This is a genomic window from Streptomyces sp. NPDC059008 (assembly GCF_042749045.1).
In the GTDB taxonomy this organism is placed as follows: Bacteria; Actinomycetota; Actinomycetes; order Streptomycetales; family Streptomycetaceae; genus Streptomyces.
Map to the genome: position 1 here is coordinate 1 of NZ_JBHYJC010000006.1, position 17,330 is coordinate 17,330.

A 17,330-nucleotide genomic window follows, 5' to 3' on the forward strand; every position below is an offset into this window, starting at 1 on the left:
GGCCCACGGAGGTCGGGGAGCCGGGCTCTTCAGCTCTGTACCTCGCGGACCCAGGCCGTGAGTCCGGCCAGGAAGCCGGCCCGGTCGCCGGGGGAGAGTCCGTCCAGCGCGCGCAGCAGCGGCTCGGTGCGCCGGGCGACGAAGGTTTCCAGCGGGGGGCGGTAGTCCTCGGACAGCGACACCAGGATCCGGCGGCGGTTCGTCGGGTCCTCGGCGCGTTCCACGATCCCGGCCCGGCTCAGGGCGCCGACCAGCTCGCTGGCGGTGGGCAGCGACACGTGCAGCCGTCGGGCGATCTCACCGACGGTCAGCGGCTTCCCGGCCAGCAGCTGCGGGAGCACCGCGCCGTGACGCGGTGTCAGCCCGTGGGCCTCCATGGCGTCGCGCAGGGGTGCCGGCATGAGGTCGCGCACCACCGAGCCGCGGAAGAACGGCTCCAGCAGCGGCACGAGGCCGGTGATCCGGAGCTCGTCGGGGTTCGGCATCCGGGGTGGCTGCCCGGCCTCGTGCGTATGCGGCATACTGCGAGTGTAGATGGTTTGTATATCCAAACCATTGGGACAACCGAAAGGTGGAGCCCGTATGCCGTCGCTCAGCTACAGCGATGCCCTCAACGACGCCCTGGAGCGGTTGGACGACCTCGGATACGAGCGAGGGCAGGGAGTGGACCTCGCCAACCACGGCCCGATGGGCGCCGAGGCGCTCGCCCGGCTCGGGCAGCAGGACGAGGTCGCCGCCTGGGTGCGGCGCTACCGGCGCGCGATGGAGCACCACGAGCCGCCCGCCGCGCGCTTCCCCCTGGACCCCGCCGACGAGTCCTCCTGGCGCCCCGCGCTCGGCGCCTTCGACCGGGCCGGGGACTGGGAGCGGCTCTTCGTGCGCGAACTGGCCGAGGCGCACTGGCGCGAGGTCCTCATCCGCTGGTGGCCCCGGCTGATCCCGGGCCTGTTCGCCGGGCTGACCCATGGCCTGATCCGCACCGCACACGCGGTGCGCGGCCTGCACGCCGCCGCCGACCGCCCCACCCGGCTCCAACTCGACGAGCTGGCGAGAGGGTTGGCGTACTGGGCGGCCCGCCACACCGTGCTCCCCGGCCGGCCCCGGCTGCGCGGGCACCGCAGTCTGTCGGCCGCGGTCGCCGCGCTGCCCCGTGTCCCGCAGGACGGCGGACTGCGACCCGGCACCGCCCGCCACCGCCTGGATGCCCTGGCCGAACTCCCCGGCTACCACGAGGCGTTGGAGTGGCCGGCGCCGGACGGGGCGGCCGCGCTGCTGAGCGAGATGACCAGTCAGTTCGCCGATGTCTACCTCGGTCACCCCGAGGTGTACCCGGTCCCGCTGGTCCACGGTGTCACCGCGCCGGCCGCGGTGCGCCTGGTGCTGCCCCATCTGCCGCCCGCCCTGCACGAGCCGACGCTGGAGCGGCTGTGGCAGGTGCAGACGGCGTTCCTGCTGGCCTTCACCGTCGACCGGCGGGACGAGGGCACCGAGGCGTGGCGCGGGGAGGTTCCGGAGCCGCCCCCGATGAGCGAACTCGGCGCCCGGGCCGCCGAACACGGCGACGAGCACGTCATCAAGTTCACCGAGGCCTGTCTGCGCGAGTACGCCCTGCGGCCCGATCCGCGCTACCCGGCCGCCGCGTTCGCGGCGCTGCGGCGCATACCGCGGCTGGACGCGGGCGGCGGGGTCGGCGGCGTGCGGGCGGACACGCCGTAGGCCGCACCCGGAGGCGGTGCGGGGAGCGGTCCCGCCCCCTTCACGGTGCGCAGGACGGGCGCGGTCTCCAGGGTGCGGATCTCGGTGCGGCTGCCCAGGCGGTGGGTGAGGTAGTGGTGCAGGGCCGCGGGCCCGGGGCACAGGGCGTGCGCGACCAGGTTCGTAGGGCCGGTGGTGGCGGCGACGAAGGCCAACTCGTCGTGCCGGGCGAGGTCGGTGGCGACCTGGTCGAGGTGGGTGGGGGCCACGGTCATCCAGAGCAGGGCCTGTGTGGTGGCGCCGTATGGCGCGTTGTCGACCTCGACGTCGAAGAAGAGCGTGCCGGCTGCTCGTAGCGCGGTGAGGCGGCGCGCGACGGTGGCCGGGGACCAGCCGGTGACCGCGGCCAGTTCGGCCTGGCCGGTCCGGCCGTCCCGCTGGAGCGCGGCCAGCAGACGGTCGTCGCCGTCGGTCAACTCCGCCGCGGCGTCGGGGATCCGGCCGCCGCCATGGTCGTCCCGGTCGTCCCGGCCGGTGTTCCCCTCGTCGTCCGCCCGTGTGTGGGGCGCCAGTTGGCGCTGCTGGGCCTCGTCCAGGGCGTTGGCGCGACCGCGCCAGGCGGTGGGGCCGCCGAGGTAGGTGTGGAGCAGGTAGTGGGCGGAGACCGCGGTGATGCCGGCGGTACGCGGGATGTCGTGCAGCAGCAGTGAGTGCCCGGCGGCATCGGCCGGGGTGTGCACGACCGTGATGATCTCGGTGCCGCCGGAGGCGAGCTTCACCCAGGAGGTGTCCGCGCGTCTGGCCAGCGCCTGGGCAAGGTCCTGGGCGCTGTGCGGGGCGGCGGTGAGCCGTACCAGCCACTGCGCCCGGCCCGCGCGGTGCGGATCGGCGAGTCCGACGACCCGCAGTCCGGCCACCGCGCACAGCCGCCGGTAGCGGCGGGCCACGGTCTGCGTCGACACCCCGAGCACCGCGGCGATCCGGCTGAACGGCGCCCGCCCGTCGAGGTGCAGCGCGTGAACCAGCCCGCGGTCGACGTCGTCCAGCCGCACGGCCGCACCTTCATGGACCCGCTCGATGGATGGATCCTTCATCAGCCTGGCTCCGATGGAAAAGATCGGCGGTCTTGGCGCCGTAGGTGGAATCCCACCGTACGCGCCCGCAGGCTCTCCCGTGCGCTTGGCCGCATCCATCGCATCCATCGCATCCGTCGCATCACACCCGCCGAAGGAGGACCCGTGCCCGCTCGCCGGCGCTGGGCCGCCCTGGTGATCCTGCTGATCGCCGAGGCCATGAATCTGCTCGACTCCACGATCATGACGGTCACCGCCCCGGTGATCCATGCCGATCTCGGCGGCCCCGCCTCCGCCATCCCCTGGTTCAGCGCCGCCTACACGCTGCCGTTCGCGGTGCTGCTGATCACCGGTGGCCGGCTGGGGGACATCGCCGGGCGCAAGCGGGTGTTCCGGATCGGGACCGCCGGGTTCGTGGCCGCCTCGGTGGCCTGTGCGCTGGCCACCTCGCCGGCGCTGCTGATCACCGCGCGGGCCGCCCAGGGCGCCGCGGCGGCGCTCGTCATCCCGCAGACCATCGGTCTGATCCGGAGCATGTTCGACGGCGACGAACTGGCCAGGGCCATGGGCAGCATCGGCCCGGTCATGGGCCTGGCCGCGGTCTGCGGTCCGGTACTCGCCGGCGTCGTGACGCACGCCGATCTGCTCGGCTCCTCCTGGCGGGCGGTGTTCTTCGTCAACGTCCCGCTCGGCCTGGGCGTGCTCGCCGCGACGCCCCTCCTGCGGGAGGACCACTCCGCGCGGCGGGTGCGCCTCGACCTCGCGGGCACCGCGCTGGCGGTCCTCGGCATGGGCCTGACCGTCCACCCGCTCATCGACGGCGGCCCGGCCTGGGGATCGCCCCGGCCCTGGGCCGTGCTGGCCACCGGCCTCGCCGTGCTGGCGGTCTTCGGCGCCCACCAGCGCCGCCGCGGCGCGCGGGGCCGCAGCGCGCTGGTCGAGGCCGGGCTCTTCCGCGACCGCGGCTTCCCGGCCGCGCTGGCCGCCTCCGTGCTCTTCTTCGCGGTGATCAACGGCCTGATGATGGTGATCGTGCTGCAGCTCCAACTCGGGCCGCACACCGATGTCCGGTCCGCGGGTCTCACCCTGCTGCCGTGGTCGTGCGCGATGGCGGTCTCCTCCTGGCTCGCGGGCGCGCGCCTGGTGCCCCGCCACGGCTCACGCGTGATGTTCGCCGGGCTGGCCGCCCTGCTCGTGGGCGCCCTGGCCGCCACCGCGGTCTACGTGTCCGGCCCGGCGACGTCCTACCCGTGGCCGCTGCCGGCCGCGCTGGCCGCCTGCGGCCTGGGGCAGGGGCTGTTCGCCGTCGCGTTCTTCACCACCGCACTGCACCGGGTCCGCCCGCACGAGACGGGCTCGGCGGCCGGGTTGCTCAACGCCGCCCAGCAACTCGGCGGCACGCTCGGCGTCGCGCTGCTCGGCGCGGTCTTCTTCCATGCCGCCGGCGCATCCGGCAGCGCCACCGCCACCGGTGCCTCGGCCGCGGACGCCGCGCTGCTCGGCGCCCGCAACGCCTTCTGCGCCGCCGTGGTGGCGCTCGCCGCCACCGGCGTCGCCGCGGCGCTGATGCACCGGCCTCGCAGCGGCTCGGCGCCGGCGGAGCGTCGCGACCGGACCGTCAAGTCCCGTGCCGGCTACGGAGGGTGACAGTTGCCTGGTGGGGGCCGCCGCGCTCAAAAGCGAGGCCGCATTCGGAGCGTCACCCGAAGGCACTTTGTGTGGTGATGAAAAGAATTTCAGCTTATGTCTGAAATTTCACGCATTTTTCCTTGTTGGTGGCAGGTTGGCGTCGTAGCTTGGGAGTTGACGGACCTGAAAAACGGCTCGTCAGCAAAGAACCCAACCGAGGAGGAAGCATGAGCTTCCGGAACGTCTTCCCACGTAGGCGCGACAGGTGCGACTGGGACGACCACGGCAGGGGCCGCGGCCGTCGGCGGTTCCGCCGCAGGCACGGTCGCAGGCTCCGTAGGCGCCGTTACTTCGGCTACTACGACTAAGTCAAAGCTCTGAGCTCGAGGCTGGCTCGCGTGACACGCGAGTCCGCCTCGTGCGTATAGGGGCACCCCGCGGTACCCCAGCCGAGGGCGTGTCCTTTGTGACCGGCCCTCCCGAGCAGCCCGAGATGACGTAGTCACCATGCATCTGCGCAGCTCCCGCCGGCGCACGGCACCGGACCAGGCGCCGACGCCGCCGCCCCAACAAGGCTCCGGAACACCGCCCGTTGGCCAGGGCCAAGGCCTCGGGCGAGGCCTGTGGGCGGCGCAGGCGGACCCCACGATCCGCACCAGGCGCGTCGGCCTCAAGGAATCGATCCGCCGCTTCTGGCCGCTGACCAGAGGCGACCGCCGCTGGATCTTCCTGGTCTGCCTGGCCGCCATCGCGGCCGCGGCCACCGAGACCGTGGCGATCCTGGTCTTCGCCCAACTCACCGACAACGCCCTGCAGAAGGGCTCGGTCAGCGCCTTCTGGCAGCCCGCCGGGGTGTGGCTGGGCGTCGCCGTCATCGGCGCGGTGGTGGCCTACCTCGGCAACTCGCTCGCGGCCTGGACCGCCGAGCGCTTCGTGATGCGCCTACGGGCCCGGGTCTTCGCCCATCTGCAGAAGCTGCCACCGCACTTCTTCCAGCGCAACCGCCGCGGCGACCTGCTGGAGCGGATGACCGGCGATGTCGACGCCATCGAGGAACTCGTGGTCTCCGGTCTCGTACAGGCCGCCGCGGCCCTGTTCGGCATCGTCTTCTACGCCGGCGCAGCCCTCTGGCTGCGCTGGGAGCTGGCGCTGGCCACGTTCCTGCTGGCCCCGCTGTTCTGGTACGCCACACAACGCTTCACCAGCCGGGTGAAGGAGGTCTCCCGCCGGGAGCGCGCCGCCGACGGCGCCATCACCTCGGTCGTCGAAGAGGGCCTGGTGAACGTCGTGATGACCCAGGCCTACAACCGGCAGCACGACGAGGAGCAGCGCCTCCAGCGCCGGGCGGACAACTGGTTCAGGGCCTCGGTGAGCAGCGCCCGCCTCAACGGCCTCTACGACCAGATCGTGGAGCTGCTCGAAACCCTCTGCGTGCTGGCGATCATCGGCCTCGGGGCGTGGGAGATCTCCGCGGGCCGGATGACCCTCGGACAGCTGCTGGCCTTCGCCGCCTTCGTCGGCTACCTCTACCCGCCGATCCGCTCCCTCGGCCAGCTCGGCCTGACGGCCACCGAAGCGACCGCCGGCTCCGAACGCCTGCTGGAGATCCTCGACGCCCGCCCCGCCGTCAGCGACCCGCCCCCGTCCCTGGCCGCCCCGCCGCGCTTCGACCGCGCCATCGGGGAGGTGGAGGCGCGGGAGGTCGACTTCCGCTACCCGGGAGGCACCGAGGACGTGCTGCACGACTTCTCCTTCACCGCGGTCCCCGGCGAACTGCTGGTCATCACCGGACCGAGCGGCGCGGGCAAGTCGACCCTGGCGGCGCTGCTGCTGAGGTTCTACGACCCGGACACCGGCAGCATCCGGCTGGACGACGTACCCGTGGACCAGATGCCGCTGGCCCAGCTCCGCCGCAACATCACGCTCCTGCCGCAGGACACCCTCGTCCTGCACGACACCGTGGAGGAGAACATCGCCTGCGGGCTCGTCCACGCCCGCGCCTCCCACGACGAGGTCGTACGCGCCGCACGGGCGGCCGACGCCCACGCCTTCATCAGCGCCCTCCCGGACGGCTACGACACCGTCATCGCCCCCGGCACCGCCCGCCTCTCCGGCGGCCAGATGCAGCGCGTCGCGATCGCCCGCGCCATGCTGCGCGACGCCCCCGTACTCGTCCTCGACGAGCCGACCACCGGCCTGGACGTGCTGGCCACCCAGCGCATCCTCGGCCCGCTGCGGCGCCTCGCCGAGGGCCGCACCGCGATCGTGATCAGCCACGACCTGGACCTCGCCGCGGAAGCCGACCGCATCCTCGTCCTGGACGGCGGCCGGCTGGTGGAGTCGGGCACCCACCCTCAGCTCCTGGCCCGGCACGGCCTGTACGACACGCTCTTCCACGCCCATCCCCCCACCCGCACCCACAACGGCGCCCCGAGCCGCGCCGCCGACCGAGCGAGGACCGGCCCGGTCAGAGAAGAGGCCGGTCAAGGGCCTGCTCGGCCCAGATGATCTTGCCGTCGGGGGTGTAGCGGGTCCCCCAGCGCAGGGCGAGCTGGGCGACGAGGAACAGACCGCGCCCCCCTTCGTCCTCCGCGGCGGCGTAGCGCAGGTGCGGAGCGGTGCTGCTGGTGTCGGAGACCTCGCAGATCAGCGTGGAGTCGAGCAGCAGGCGCACCCGGATCGGGCCGGTGGCGTGCCGGATGGCGTTGGTGATCAGCTCGCTGACGATGAGTTCGGTGGTGAAGGCCGCCTCCTCCAGGCCCCACCGCGTCAGCTGCCGGGTGATCTCCGCGCGCGCGTCGGCCACCGCCGCCGGGTCGGAGGGGACCTCCCGGTCCGCGATGCGCTCGGGGGCCAGCCGGCGGGTGCGCGCGACGAGCAGGGCGATGTCGTCGCGCTGGCGGTCCGGCAGCAGGGCGCCCAGCACGGCCTCGCAGGTCTCGTGCGGTGTGCGGCCCGGCTGCGCCAGCGCCGTCGCCAGCAGCTGCAGCCCGGTGTCGATGTCCCGCTTGCGGTCCTCCACGAGGCCGTCGGTGTACAGCACGAGGCTGCTGCCCTCGGGCAGCGGCAGGTCCGTCGACTCGAAGGGCAGCACGCCGAGGCCGAGCGGCGGGCCGGCGGGCAGCTCGGGGAACTCCACGGTGCCGTCGGGACGGACCAGCGCCGGCAGGAGGTGGCCGGCGCGGGACATGCTGCACACACCGGTGGAGGGGTCGTAGATCGCGTACAGGCAGGTGGCGCCCGCGACCATGGCGTCCTCGTTCGCCGCGGCCGTCTCCTGGTCGATGCGGTTGATCAGCTCGTCCAGGTGGCTGAGGAGGTCGTCGGGCGGCAGGTCGAGGGTGGAGAAGTTCTGCACCGCGGTGCGCAGCCGGCCCATCGTGGCGGCCGCGTGCAGGCCGTGACCGACCACGTCGCCGACGACCAGCGCGACCCGGGCGCCCGGCAGCGGGATGACGTCGAACCAGTCGCCGCCCACCCCGGTCTGCGCGGGCAGATAGCGGTGGGCGATGTCGAGGGCGTTCTGCTCGGGCAGACCGCGCGGGAGCAGGCTGTGCTGCAGCGTGACGGCCAGGGCGTGCTCACGGGTGAAGCGCCGGGCGTTGTCGATGCACACCGCGGCCCGGGCCGCCATCTCCTCGGCCAGGGACAGCTCGCCCTCCTCGAAGGGGGTGCTCTCCCGGGTACGCCAGAAATTGGCGACCCCCATGAGCACCCCGCGCGCCTGGAGCGGCACGGTGATCAGCGACTGGCACCCATGGCTCAGCACCAGCTGGAAGCGCTCGGTGTCCTGGTCGCGCCAGTGGTCGGCGACCTGCAGATCCGGTACGAGCACGGACTGCCCGGTCACGAAGACCATGGCCATCGGAGTCGTCCCGGCGAACCTGTGCAGCTCGCCCGCCGGGTAGAGGGGGTGGTCGTCGCGGATACCGGCGAGTGCCACCCGACGCAGCTCCGGAGCCTCCTGATACGACCCCTGCGGCGGCTCCTCGCCGCTCAGCACGGGCTCGGCCAGATCGACGGTGACGTAGTCGGCGAAGCGGCCCACGGCGACCTGGGTCAGCTCCTCGGCGGTGCGCCGCACATCCAGGGTGGTGCCGATCGCCACGCTCGCGTCGTACAGCAGCCGCAGACGGCTCTGGGCGGCCTCGGCCTTCCCCGCGAGGGCGAGCAGCTCGGTGGAGTCCCGCAGCGTGGCCACGCTGCCGGGCGGGCCCCCGCGGCGGTCGGTGGGCCGGCTGTTCACCGCCAGCAGCCGGTCCCCGACCTGGAGCACCTCGTCGGTGACCGCGCGCCGGGACGTCAGCAGGTCGGCCACCTGGGGGGAGAGCCCCAGGTCGTCGACCTGGCGCCCCTCCGCGTCGGGCGCCAGGTCGAGCAGCCGGCGCGCCTCGTCGTTCGCCAGCAGGACGCACCCGTCCGCGTCGACGATGAGTACGCCCTCGCGCACGGCGTGCAGCACCGCGTCGTGGTGCTCGTACATGCGGGTCATCTCCGCCGGTCCGAGCCCGTGCGTCTGGCGCTGCAACCGCCGGCTCACCAGCGCGGTGCCGGCCGTGGCCAGGCCGAGCGCCGCCGCCCCGGTGCCGAGGACGACCGGCAGCTGCCGGTCGATCGCGCTGCTGACACGGCTCACCCGCATACCGGCCGACACCAGGGCCACGATCTTGCCGCGCGCGTCCCTGACCGGCACCACCGCCTGCACCTCGTGGCCGAGCGGGCCGTTGACGCTCTCCAGCGTGACCTTGCCGGCGAGCGACGGCTTGATGGTGCCGACGAAACGCTTGCCGATCAGCTCCGGCTTGGGGTGTGTGTAGCGGATGCCGTTGCGGTCCATGACGACGATGAAGTCGAGCCCGCCCCGTTTGCGGGCGGCCTCCGTCCGCGGCTGGAGCACCGCCGACGGATGCTTCCCGTCCAGCGTCTCCACCAGGCCGGGGCTGTGCGCGAAGGCCTCGGCCGCCGCCAGCGAACGATCGCGCGCCCCCTGGAACCGGTCGCTGCGGGCCTGCACCAGCAGCGTGATCACCGCGGCCACGACGAGCAGCAGCACGATCAGGACCTGCAGAAGGAACAGCTGACCGGCGACGCTGTGGACACTGGCCAGCGGCCGCGGGCGCCGTCCTGGCGGTCCCGGCGAGGCGGCACTCCGTGCACGCCGACTGCGGCCCGGGCGCCGACCGGTGAACCAGCGCCCCGAAGGCAGCCACGGGAAGCGGCCGGAATTTCGGGCCATGTCCCATATGTACCGCTCGTTTGGCGCCTCCGACACACACCACGCCGGGGTATCGGATGACTGTACGACGGGAGTCGGTGACACCGACCCGCCTGGCGGGGCCGCCGAAGGGGCCGACGGGGGCGCTGAGGCGGCCGGGGAGACGGGCCCGCGTCCATGTCCCCCAGATGGCCCAGGCGGCCCGGGCGGTGCCTGGATGCGGCCGGCGGCCCGCCGACCCGGCGGACTGTCGAGCGGCGCCCGCCGACCAGGCTCAGCCGGCCCAGTGGCCGGTCATGAAGGTGACGGCGAGAACGGTCATGAGGGGGGCCGCGAGGCAGGCGTAAGCGGTGGTGACGCGGGGGTGGCGCACGCTCCGTGCGGCGATCAGGACCCACAGCGGCCACCACAGGAGGGTGGCGCGGGGTACGGACATGTACCAGTAGGAGGTGCCGAGCGCCCACAGGCTGAGGCCGGTGTAGACGGCCTCCGGCCAGCGTCGTCGGTACAGGAGCAGGCCGGTCAGGAGGAGGCCGAGGAGCATGGCGAGGATCTCCGCCTGGAACTCGATGGCGTAGCCGGTGGTCTGGGTCTGTCCGAAGGCGGCGTTCCAGGTGTGCCGGAAGGCCTCCCACGGGGTGTGGAAGTCGCGGTGCCAGCCGCGTTCCTGTGCGTGTTTCCATGCCATCCAGTCGCCGGTGTGCAGCCGCAGGTACCAGCTGTGGAGCAGCGGCGGAAGGGCGGGCAGCGCGAGCCAGGGCAGCGCCCGCCACCGGGGGCGGGGGCGCGTGGTGGTGAGCCAGTGGACGGCGAGGGCCGCGGCGAGGAAGAGACCGCTGACGCGGACGGTGACGGCCAGGCTCGCCAGGACACCCGCGAGGGGCCAGTTGTGCCGCTGGGCGGCGTGCCAGGCCGGCAGGGCCAGAGCGAGGAAGAGGGCCTCGGTGTAGCCGGCGGCGAGGAACACCGCGCAGGGCGAGAGCAGGAAGAACAGCACGGCGCGTCGGCCCGCGCCCACGTCGCGCAGGGCGAGCCGGGCGATGCGGGCGAGCGCCAGGACGGCGATGCCTCCGGCGACGAACGAGATCACCAGGCCGGCCGCCGTCCAGTGCGGGACGACGACGTGAACGGCGCGGAGCGCGAGGGGGAAGCCGGGGAAGAAGGCTTCCCGGTTGTCCCATCCGAGCACCCAGGGGCCGCCCCCGCCGGGGAAGTATCCGTCCTGGGCTATGTGCTGGTAGTGCCACCAGTCCCACTGCTGCCACGGCGCGAGCACCGGGAGCGGCAAACGGGTGGCGCCGTGCTGGGGGAAGAGCCAGCGCACGCAGTAGGCGGTGGTCCACAGCCCGACGCGGGTCAGCAGATACAGCCACAGCACCTCACGGTCGTCCCGCCCGAGCCGGCCCCACAGACGCCCCGCCACCACCCGGTACGACGACCCCCGGCCGGCCCAGCCGGCCGTACGCGCAAAGCCACCGGCCGCGGGAGGCGTACGCGTACGAGTACGAGTACCCGGAGGCGTACCGGTACCGGCACCAGCGCCAGCACCGGTACCAGCACCAGCACCGGCACTCGCACTGGTGCGGGCACTTGCACTGGTACCGGCATCGAACTCCGTGCCAACACCGGAAGAGGCACATCTCCCGCTCCCCTGCCCACCCACTCCCGCCCCACCGACTCCCGTCCCACCCACTCCTGCCCCATCGACTCCTCTGCCGGTCACGCGCGGCTGGTGCTGTTGACGACGAAGCCGCCGGCGACCCGGAGCGAAAGTGGGCATAGCGGTATCTCCTGGACGGGTTGAGGTGTGCGGGATCGCCTCGCGGCGGGATGCGGGGCCGACGAGGTGGGGCGAGAGGTCGTCAGCGGGACGGCGGCCCGGTCTGTGTCGCGGTGGCCGAAGCACCCGGAGGCGCAGTGGTGGGGGCTCCCGTCCCACTCGGTCCGTGCGTGCGGTCCGGGGTCGTCGGCGGGCCGGTACGGGACGCGTCCGGCCCCGGTGGCGGCGACGGCGGCGCCGTGGTCTCCGAGGGCAAGGCCGGAGGCTGCGAAGCCGGCGCCGTACGCGGTGAGTGCGACGGCTGCGACGGCGAGGGCGACGTGGCCGGCACGGTGCCGCCCGGGCCCCGGCCCAACAGCGCCGCCACCGCGACACCGGTGCCCGCGACGGCGAGAGCGGCCGCGACGGCCATGGCGGCGATCAGATTGCGGTGGGCCCGCCGTCCGCGCCGCGTGACGGCGGAGACGGGTGCGGCCTGGGTGTGGTCCTGCCCGGCCGCGGCGGCCTGCTGGAACAAGGAACGCAGGGGATCGTGCGGTTCAGTCACCCGGGGCCTCCTCGATGCGCGGGTCCTGCAGGCGGTGCGCGAGCGCGGCCCGGCCCCGGGACAGATGGGTCTTGACGGAACTGGCGGACAGCCCGGTCTCGGCGGCGATCTGCTCGACGGCGAGATCGCACACGTAGTGCAGGGCCAGCGTGCGGCGCTGCTGGGCAGGCAACTCCCGCAACGCCTCCACCAGCGCCACCGACTCCAGGCCCGGCCCCTCGGCCGGGGGCGGGGCGCCACTGCGCTGCCAGGCCACCGCCGAGCGGCGCACCCTGCGCCAACGGCTCACCGCCAACCGCCAGGCCACCGTACGGATCCACGCCTCGGGCGCACCGTCGCGGTCGAGCTGGCGCAGCCGGCCCCAGCCCTTGACGAACGCCTCCTGCACCACGTCCTGCGCCTCGTGCAGATCGCCGAGCATCACGTACAACTGCCCCGTCAGCCGGGTGACCGTTTGCGCATAGAACTCTTCGAACTCTTCGACGGTCACCCACCAGCTCCTGGATCTCTTCGGTCTCAGTGGGCATACGCCCACCGGCCCTCATCCGGTCGACACGAGCCAGTGTGATGCGCGTCACGAATGGCGCGGCACAGCCGACACACCAGCCACCCGAGCCGGCAACCAATCCGGAGCCCGCCCCCGGACAACACGCCAAAGACCCCGACCAGACCCCGACCGGGGCCTTACCCCGCCCCACCCGGCCCCTTCATCACCTCTTCAACGTCAACGCCGGCCCGTCCTCCAGAAACCCCCATCGGCATCCCCCGGACCGCTCCACCCCGTCCACTTCCCTCCCCTCACCTCACCTTGACCCGCACCGGCCGCCACGACGGGTCCTTGCCCATCTGTGCCGCCGCGGCGATCTCCATCCATCCATGCTCCTCGGCGAACACCTCGCCGGTGGCCTCGTCCAGAGCCCTGCGGACGATGCCGCACACATCGACCGGTCCCGCCTTGTGCACGGGGTCGACCACCACGACGGGATCCCCTTCCTGGTACCCGGACCACTCCCAGTGCCCCCCGGCCGTGCGCAAGACGGCCTCCCCCAGGTAGGCGCCCAGCCCACGAACGAGGAGATCGGCATTGCCCCCCTGCTCCAGGTAGGCGATTGCCGCTGCCTCCAGGACGGGCAGCGTCCCCGGGCTGTAGTCGTCCGCGAAGCCCTCCGGAAGCGGAAGCGCCCCCAGCTTGGACAACTCGACGACGATCTCGTCCAGCCACCCCCCAAGAAACCCCCCGGCCCCGGGCCCCTGGTCGCCTCCAGCCACCTGGCCACCTCCGCGGACGCCGCACTCTCACAATGGCCGCCCAGGGTACGGCCCCGGCCGGCCCTGTCGCGCTCAAGTGTCAAGTGAGCCTGCCGGGTTGGGGGGCGCCGAGCGCCATATGCGCGTCAGTCGAGTCACGCCCCTGTCGGCCGTCGCGAAGCAGGTCGGAGGTTTTCCGGACATCCCCACGGGTCTCGTGCGTGAGCACTACAGTCTTCAACTGTGTCGTACATCACATAACGGCACTGGGTGGGCTGCCTGGGTGGGGCAGCCAAGTGCCCGAGTTGCGAGATCTGGGGGGCTCCATGCATGACATGGCCAAGGGCTCGAACGTCGCGCTGACGACCCTGAGTGAGAATGCCGGTTCGGTGATCATCAGTTTGAGCTGGGTCAGTCCGACCGGCGAAGGCGATGCGGATGTGTCCGTCCTGCTGCTGGGTGCGAATGGCAAGGTACGCAGCGACAGTGACTTCTACTTTTACAACAACCCGGTTGCCGCCGACGGAAGTGTGCAGCTGCTGGGCAAGACGCCGACGGAGAGCGGTGACGAGGACCGGATCGGCTTCGACCTGACGGCTGTCCCGTCCGACATCGACCGGATCGTCGTGGCAGCGAGCCGCTACAAGGGGGCCGGCTTCGGGGAACTGGAAGACCTGAAGGTGACGCTGGCCGATGGGAGCGGCGAGAGCCTCCTCAGGTTCGCCATCGATGACGCCGGAACGGTGAGCGCGATCATCTTCGGCGAGCTGTATCGGCGCGGGGGAGAGTGGAAGTTCCGTGCCGTCGGACAGGGTTACGACGCCGGCCTGGCCGGACTGGCAACGGATTTCGGCGTCGACATCGACGACGACGCGGGCGCGGAAGAAGCGCTGAATGGCGCAGTGAGCAACGAGCAAGCCGATACGGCGGTTCAGGTTTCGGCCGTTGAGCGCGAACCGCAGGCGCCACCAGGCTTGGTTCCGTCTCCCCGCCCGACTTGCGACGAGGTGGGGCCGAAGAAGGCGGCACGGCCTCGCACAGCGAAGAAGAAGGTCACCATGCCCAAGGTGGCCAGGAAGTCTCTGGCGGAGAACGAGTCCTGGAAGCAGGCCAGGCTCTTTCCGGTTTCGGCGCTCAAGAGCGACCGGGACCGGGAGATGCGCGCTACGTCGGTACTGCTGTCGGTGATGGCACAAGTGCCGGAGTTCGGCCGGAGACTCACGGCGGCGTTCGGAGCACCGGCGGGCCGCATGGAGACGTTCACCGAGGTCTCCCTGCCGCACGGCGATACCCCGCGGCGCCCCGACGGAGTGATCCGCGTCGAGCGGGCCGGCAAGCTATGGACCGCGCTGGTGGAAACCAAGACCAACGGCAATGGCCTCAAGCCCGATCAGGTGCAGGCGTACATGGACATTGCCGCACGCCGTGGATACGAGGCTGTGATCACCCTGTCGAACGATGTGGCGCTGGATGGCAGCCCGCTCGTCGACGTCAAGATCGATGGACGGCGCAAGCACACGGTGGCCCTTTGGCACCTCTCCTGGGCCGAAGTCACGCACCAGGCACAGATGCTGATCCGGCACGAGGGCGTCAGAGACAAGGCACATGCCTGGCTGCTCCAGGAGTTGCTGTACTACCTACGGCATGACAACTCCGGTTGCCACGGCTTCCAGAACATGGGGTCGGCCTGGGTCCCCGTACGCAACGGGATCGATGACGAAACCCTGTGCCAGGGCGACTCGCGCGCTCTGGACGTGGTCGAGAGCTGGGAGCGGCTCGTCCGTCAGATCTGCCTCAGCCTCGGTGGCGAACTTGGACAGAAGACACTGCCCGTCCAGCGAGCCAAGCGTGGAACCGATCCGAAAGCACGCCGTAGCCTCCTGGCCGATCAGCTGTGCCGCGACGGCAGACTTCAGGCAGAGCTCCGCATCGAGGGCGCACCGGGGATCCTGGCGATCAGCGCCGACCTGCGCACCGCCAAGCTCCGCACTTCCATCGAGATCCCCGCACCCGAGCAGGGCTACCCGCTGACTTGGGCCAAGCGCCTCATCCGCCGACTGGCCGAGGCGCCGGCAGACCTGCACATCGAAACGCTCGTCGATGGAGAGGCCGGGGGGCCTCGGGGCACGCTGGAACGGCTCCGCCCGGAGCCGGCGGACATGCTCCCGAAGGGCAACGACACCCGGATCACCGGATTCCGCCTGTCCCTGTTCAAAGGCATGGGAAGCGGCAGGGGGAACGCCGAATCCGGCTTCATCCGCAGCGTCGACGACGCCGTGCAGCGCTTTTACACCGGTGTGGTTGTCCACCTAGATCGCCCAACGCCCCGGCGGGCATCAGCGATGGAACATGCCGTAACCGAATGACCGGCGGTTTGCGTCGCCGATCGCGCTCCCGCCCACGGGGCTTGGGCGCAGGCGCGCGCGTGGAATCCCGGCAAGTATGGCGAGACCGACGGCTGGTAGTCGCGGGTTGTGGATTAGCCGGTGGTCACCTGCCGATCCCGTCCTTGAACCGTCGAAGCCCTCCCCGCCGCATCTCGGAGCGGGGAGGGCTTCGAGGTTGGGATCAGGAGTGCCAGCGATTGCGGCCGTCAGAGGCCGGGCCGCAGATCAAAGGGGTGCCGGAGGAGGAGACAGCGACTGCACCGGCGGGGGAGCAGAACGCACCAGGTCGCTTGACCGGTCGACTGCCGCTGTCGTCGCCGGAGCCGCCCGAAGACGTAGAGCCGCCGGAACTGTTGGAGCCGTCGTTCCCCCCGTCGGGGGGATTCGGAACCGGATGCAACCTGCTGTCCTCAGACATCGGACACGAGGTGCCGGGCTCGGCGACCTTGAGGTAGGCCGTCTGCTGCCCTGGATTCTGGACTTCCTCGCCGGCCTCGGGCTCCTGGAAGCACACCTTCCAGTCGTCCGGCTCGGCGGGCGGGGTGACATCGGTGTACGCGCCCTCGGCCTCGATCTCGGTGATGCCCCTCTTCTCCACCGATTCCGACGCCTTGGCGAAGGTCATGCCGACCACGTCCGGCATCTTCGGCCAGGGGATCGGGTCGCCGTCCTCGGCCGGGCAGGGAGCACCGCTCTGGACTACGCCGAAGTCCAGCGTCGGCTTGGCTCCGGCCTGCTTCGCCTTCGCCTGGAAGCAGACGTGCCAGTTGGCGGCGTCCCACTGCCCGGCGTCGCCCTCGGAGGCGTCGTGGGAGATGGCGTCGTAGCCGTCGGTGGCGGCGGCATCTTTGGCTTCCTCGAGGGTCTTCCCGACGTAGCGAGGAGGCCCGCTCCTGCTGGGGGTGGGCGACGCCGCGGCTGACTGCTCGGTGGTCGGCTTCTGAGGCGGCCTGGCCTTCGCGTCGTCCTGCGGCGCCTTCGGGTCCGAGACGAGGATCACAAGGAACCAGAGCAGGGAGAGCGCCGTTGCGACGATCTTCTTCGTCGGGCTCCAGAGCGTCAGCCATGCCAGCACGATCCCGGCGGGCGGGAAGAAGATCAGCAGGAGGATGACTAACGCCGGGTGCTGCCACCAGCGCCGCACAGGTGCAGGCGGTGGCGGGACATAAGGCTGCGACGGGTACACGGCTTCCCTCGGGGAGATTCGAGCGGACTCTGGGAAGGGGGGTGGACGGGCGAGCGTACGCAGCGGACTGGAGGTTTCTCTGCTGAACAGAGGAGATCGGTCAGATCTGACCTGTCGGGCTCGCGGGTGAGGGGAAACCGATCACGCAAGGGCAACCAAAACTGCAGCCACGGAACGACGAGGGCCCCGACCGGAATCCGGTCGGGGCCCTCGTCTGCCCTACTGGGCGAGTGCGGAGGATACGAGATTCGAACTCGTGAGGGGTTGCCCCCAACACGCTTTCCAAGCGTGCGCCCTAGGCCACTAGGCGAATCCTCCGCCGCAAACAATACAAGACGTTGGGGAGTGCTCGCGAACATGATCCGGGGGAGGGGTGTGGAGGTGGGTCGGAGCGGGGGTGTGGGTGGGGCCGGGTTCGGCTGTCGGGCGGTGGATCCGCTACTGTGGTGCTCAGCCCCTCACGTGGCGCTATCTGACTGAACTCCCCCAGGGCCGGAAGGCAGCAAGGGTAGGTCGGCTCTGGCGGGTGCGTGGGGGGCGCTTGCGTTTGCGAGGGGCCTTCCCTGCTCG

Annotated in this window: 12 protein-coding genes, 1 tRNA gene and 1 other RNA gene; 5 read left to right on the forward strand and 9 right to left on the reverse strand. The window is 71.7% G+C overall.

The genetic code is table 11. The features are described from left to right. Nucleotides 1-29: 29 nt before the first annotated feature. Entirely contained in the window at nt 30-521 is a 492-nt protein-coding gene (locus ACFWZH_RS10345; protein WP_384427760.1) for a MarR family winged helix-turn-helix transcriptional regulator, read from the reverse strand. Between the two features lie 61 nt (nt 522-582). Between ACFWZH_RS10345 and ACFWZH_RS10350 the strand changes: the two genes are divergently transcribed. After that, complete coding sequence (locus ACFWZH_RS10350) at nt 583-1,716, forward strand: hypothetical protein (protein WP_384427762.1); 1,134 nt, start codon at nt 583-585, stop codon at nt 1,714-1,716. Here the strand turns inward: ACFWZH_RS10350 and ACFWZH_RS10355 are convergent. Beyond that, nucleotides 1,626-2,789 carry an Lrp/AsnC family transcriptional regulator gene (locus ACFWZH_RS10355; protein ID WP_384427764.1) on the reverse strand — a complete coding sequence of 388 codons (1,164 nt, stop codon included), beginning with the start codon at nt 2,787-2,789 and terminating at the stop codon, nt 1,626-1,628. The genes ACFWZH_RS10350 and ACFWZH_RS10355 overlap by 91 nt on opposite strands. Nucleotides 2,790-2,933: 144 nt before the next feature. Between ACFWZH_RS10355 and ACFWZH_RS10360 the strand changes: the two genes are divergently transcribed. Together ACFWZH_RS10360 and ACFWZH_RS10365 are read left to right on the forward strand one after the other, a co-directional pair. Continuing rightward, nucleotides 2,934-4,415, forward strand: coding sequence for an MFS transporter (locus tag ACFWZH_RS10360; protein ID WP_384427766.1), 1,482 nt, complete (start codon nt 2,934-2,936; stop codon nt 4,413-4,415). Nucleotides 4,416-4,904: 489 nt separating this feature from the next. Next, a complete protein-coding gene (locus ACFWZH_RS10365; RefSeq protein WP_384427768.1) occupies nt 4,905-6,905 on the forward strand; it encodes an ABC transporter ATP-binding protein in 2,001 nt (666 codons plus the stop codon). Here ACFWZH_RS10365 and ACFWZH_RS10370 read toward each other — a convergent pair. From ACFWZH_RS10370 to ACFWZH_RS10390, 5 genes are all read right to left on the reverse strand, one after another. Next, nucleotides 6,865-9,633, reverse strand: a complete 2,769-nt coding sequence (locus ACFWZH_RS10370) for a SpoIIE family protein phosphatase (RefSeq protein ID WP_384427770.1) — start codon at nt 9,631-9,633, stop codon at nt 6,865-6,867. The two genes, ACFWZH_RS10365 and ACFWZH_RS10370, sit on opposite strands and share 41 nt — an antisense overlap. Nucleotides 9,634-9,886: 253 nt before the next feature. Beyond that, entirely contained in the window at nt 9,887-11,038 is a 1,152-nt protein-coding gene (locus ACFWZH_RS10375; RefSeq protein ID WP_384427772.1) for a mannosyltransferase family protein, read from the reverse strand. Nucleotides 11,039-11,474: 436 nt separating this feature from the next. Continuing rightward, nucleotides 11,475-11,939, reverse strand: a complete 465-nt coding sequence (locus tag ACFWZH_RS10380) for a hypothetical protein (protein ID WP_384427774.1) — start codon at nt 11,937-11,939, stop codon at nt 11,475-11,477. Next, nucleotides 11,932-12,429: a SigE family RNA polymerase sigma factor gene (locus ACFWZH_RS10385; RefSeq protein WP_384427776.1), complete on the reverse strand. Its 498-nt coding sequence runs from the start codon at nt 12,427-12,429 to the stop codon at nt 11,932-11,934. Before ACFWZH_RS10385 ends, ACFWZH_RS10380 begins: the two co-directional genes overlap by 8 nt. A 308-nt stretch (nt 12,430-12,737) precedes the next feature. After that, nucleotides 12,738-13,208, reverse strand: a complete 471-nt coding sequence (locus tag ACFWZH_RS10390; protein ID WP_384427777.1) for a hypothetical protein — start codon at nt 13,206-13,208, stop codon at nt 12,738-12,740. Between the two features lie 305 nt (nt 13,209-13,513). On the opposite strand from ACFWZH_RS10390, the gene ACFWZH_RS10395 reads away from it, so the two are divergent. Further along, entirely contained in the window at nt 13,514-15,553 is a 2,040-nt protein-coding gene (locus ACFWZH_RS10395) for a TerD family protein (protein ID WP_384427779.1), read from the forward strand. 202 nt (nt 15,554-15,755) lie between these two features. Here the strand turns inward: ACFWZH_RS10395 and ACFWZH_RS10400 are convergent, their stop codons facing one another. Continuing rightward, complete coding sequence (locus tag ACFWZH_RS10400) at nt 15,756-16,718, reverse strand: PASTA domain-containing protein (RefSeq protein ID WP_384427781.1); 963 nt, start codon at nt 16,716-16,718, stop codon at nt 15,756-15,758. Nucleotides 16,719-16,993: 275 nt separating this feature from the next. Beyond that, nucleotides 16,994-17,078: transfer RNA gene (locus tag ACFWZH_RS10405), tRNA-Ser, on the reverse strand. Between the two features lie 131 nt (nt 17,079-17,209). Here ACFWZH_RS10405 and ffs point away from each other — a divergent pair. After that, nucleotides 17,210-17,308, forward strand: an RNA gene (gene ffs / locus ACFWZH_RS10410) — signal recognition particle sRNA small type. Nucleotides 17,309-17,330 lie beyond the last annotated feature (22 nt).

What these genes read in the sequence shown, in the direction of transcription:
- ACFWZH_RS10345 (WP_384427760.1), bottom strand. Translation starts at nt 521, where the DNA reads ATGCCGCATACGCACGAGGCCGGGCAGCCACCCCGGATGCCGAACCCC.
- ACFWZH_RS10350 (WP_384427762.1), top strand. Translation starts at nt 583, where the DNA reads ATGCCGTCGCTCAGCTACAGCGATGCCCTCAACGACGCCCTGGAGCGG.
- ACFWZH_RS10355 (WP_384427764.1), bottom strand. Translation starts at nt 2,789, where the DNA reads ATGAAGGATCCATCCATCGAGCGGGTCCATGAAGGTGCGGCCGTGCGG.
- ACFWZH_RS10365 (WP_384427768.1), top strand. Translation starts at nt 4,905, where the DNA reads ATGCATCTGCGCAGCTCCCGCCGGCGCACGGCACCGGACCAGGCGCCG.
- ACFWZH_RS10370 (WP_384427770.1), bottom strand. Translation starts at nt 9,633, where the DNA reads ATGGCCCGAAATTCCGGCCGCTTCCCGTGGCTGCCTTCGGGGCGCTGG.
- ACFWZH_RS10395 (WP_384427779.1), top strand. Translation starts at nt 13,514, where the DNA reads ATGCATGACATGGCCAAGGGCTCGAACGTCGCGCTGACGACCCTGAGT.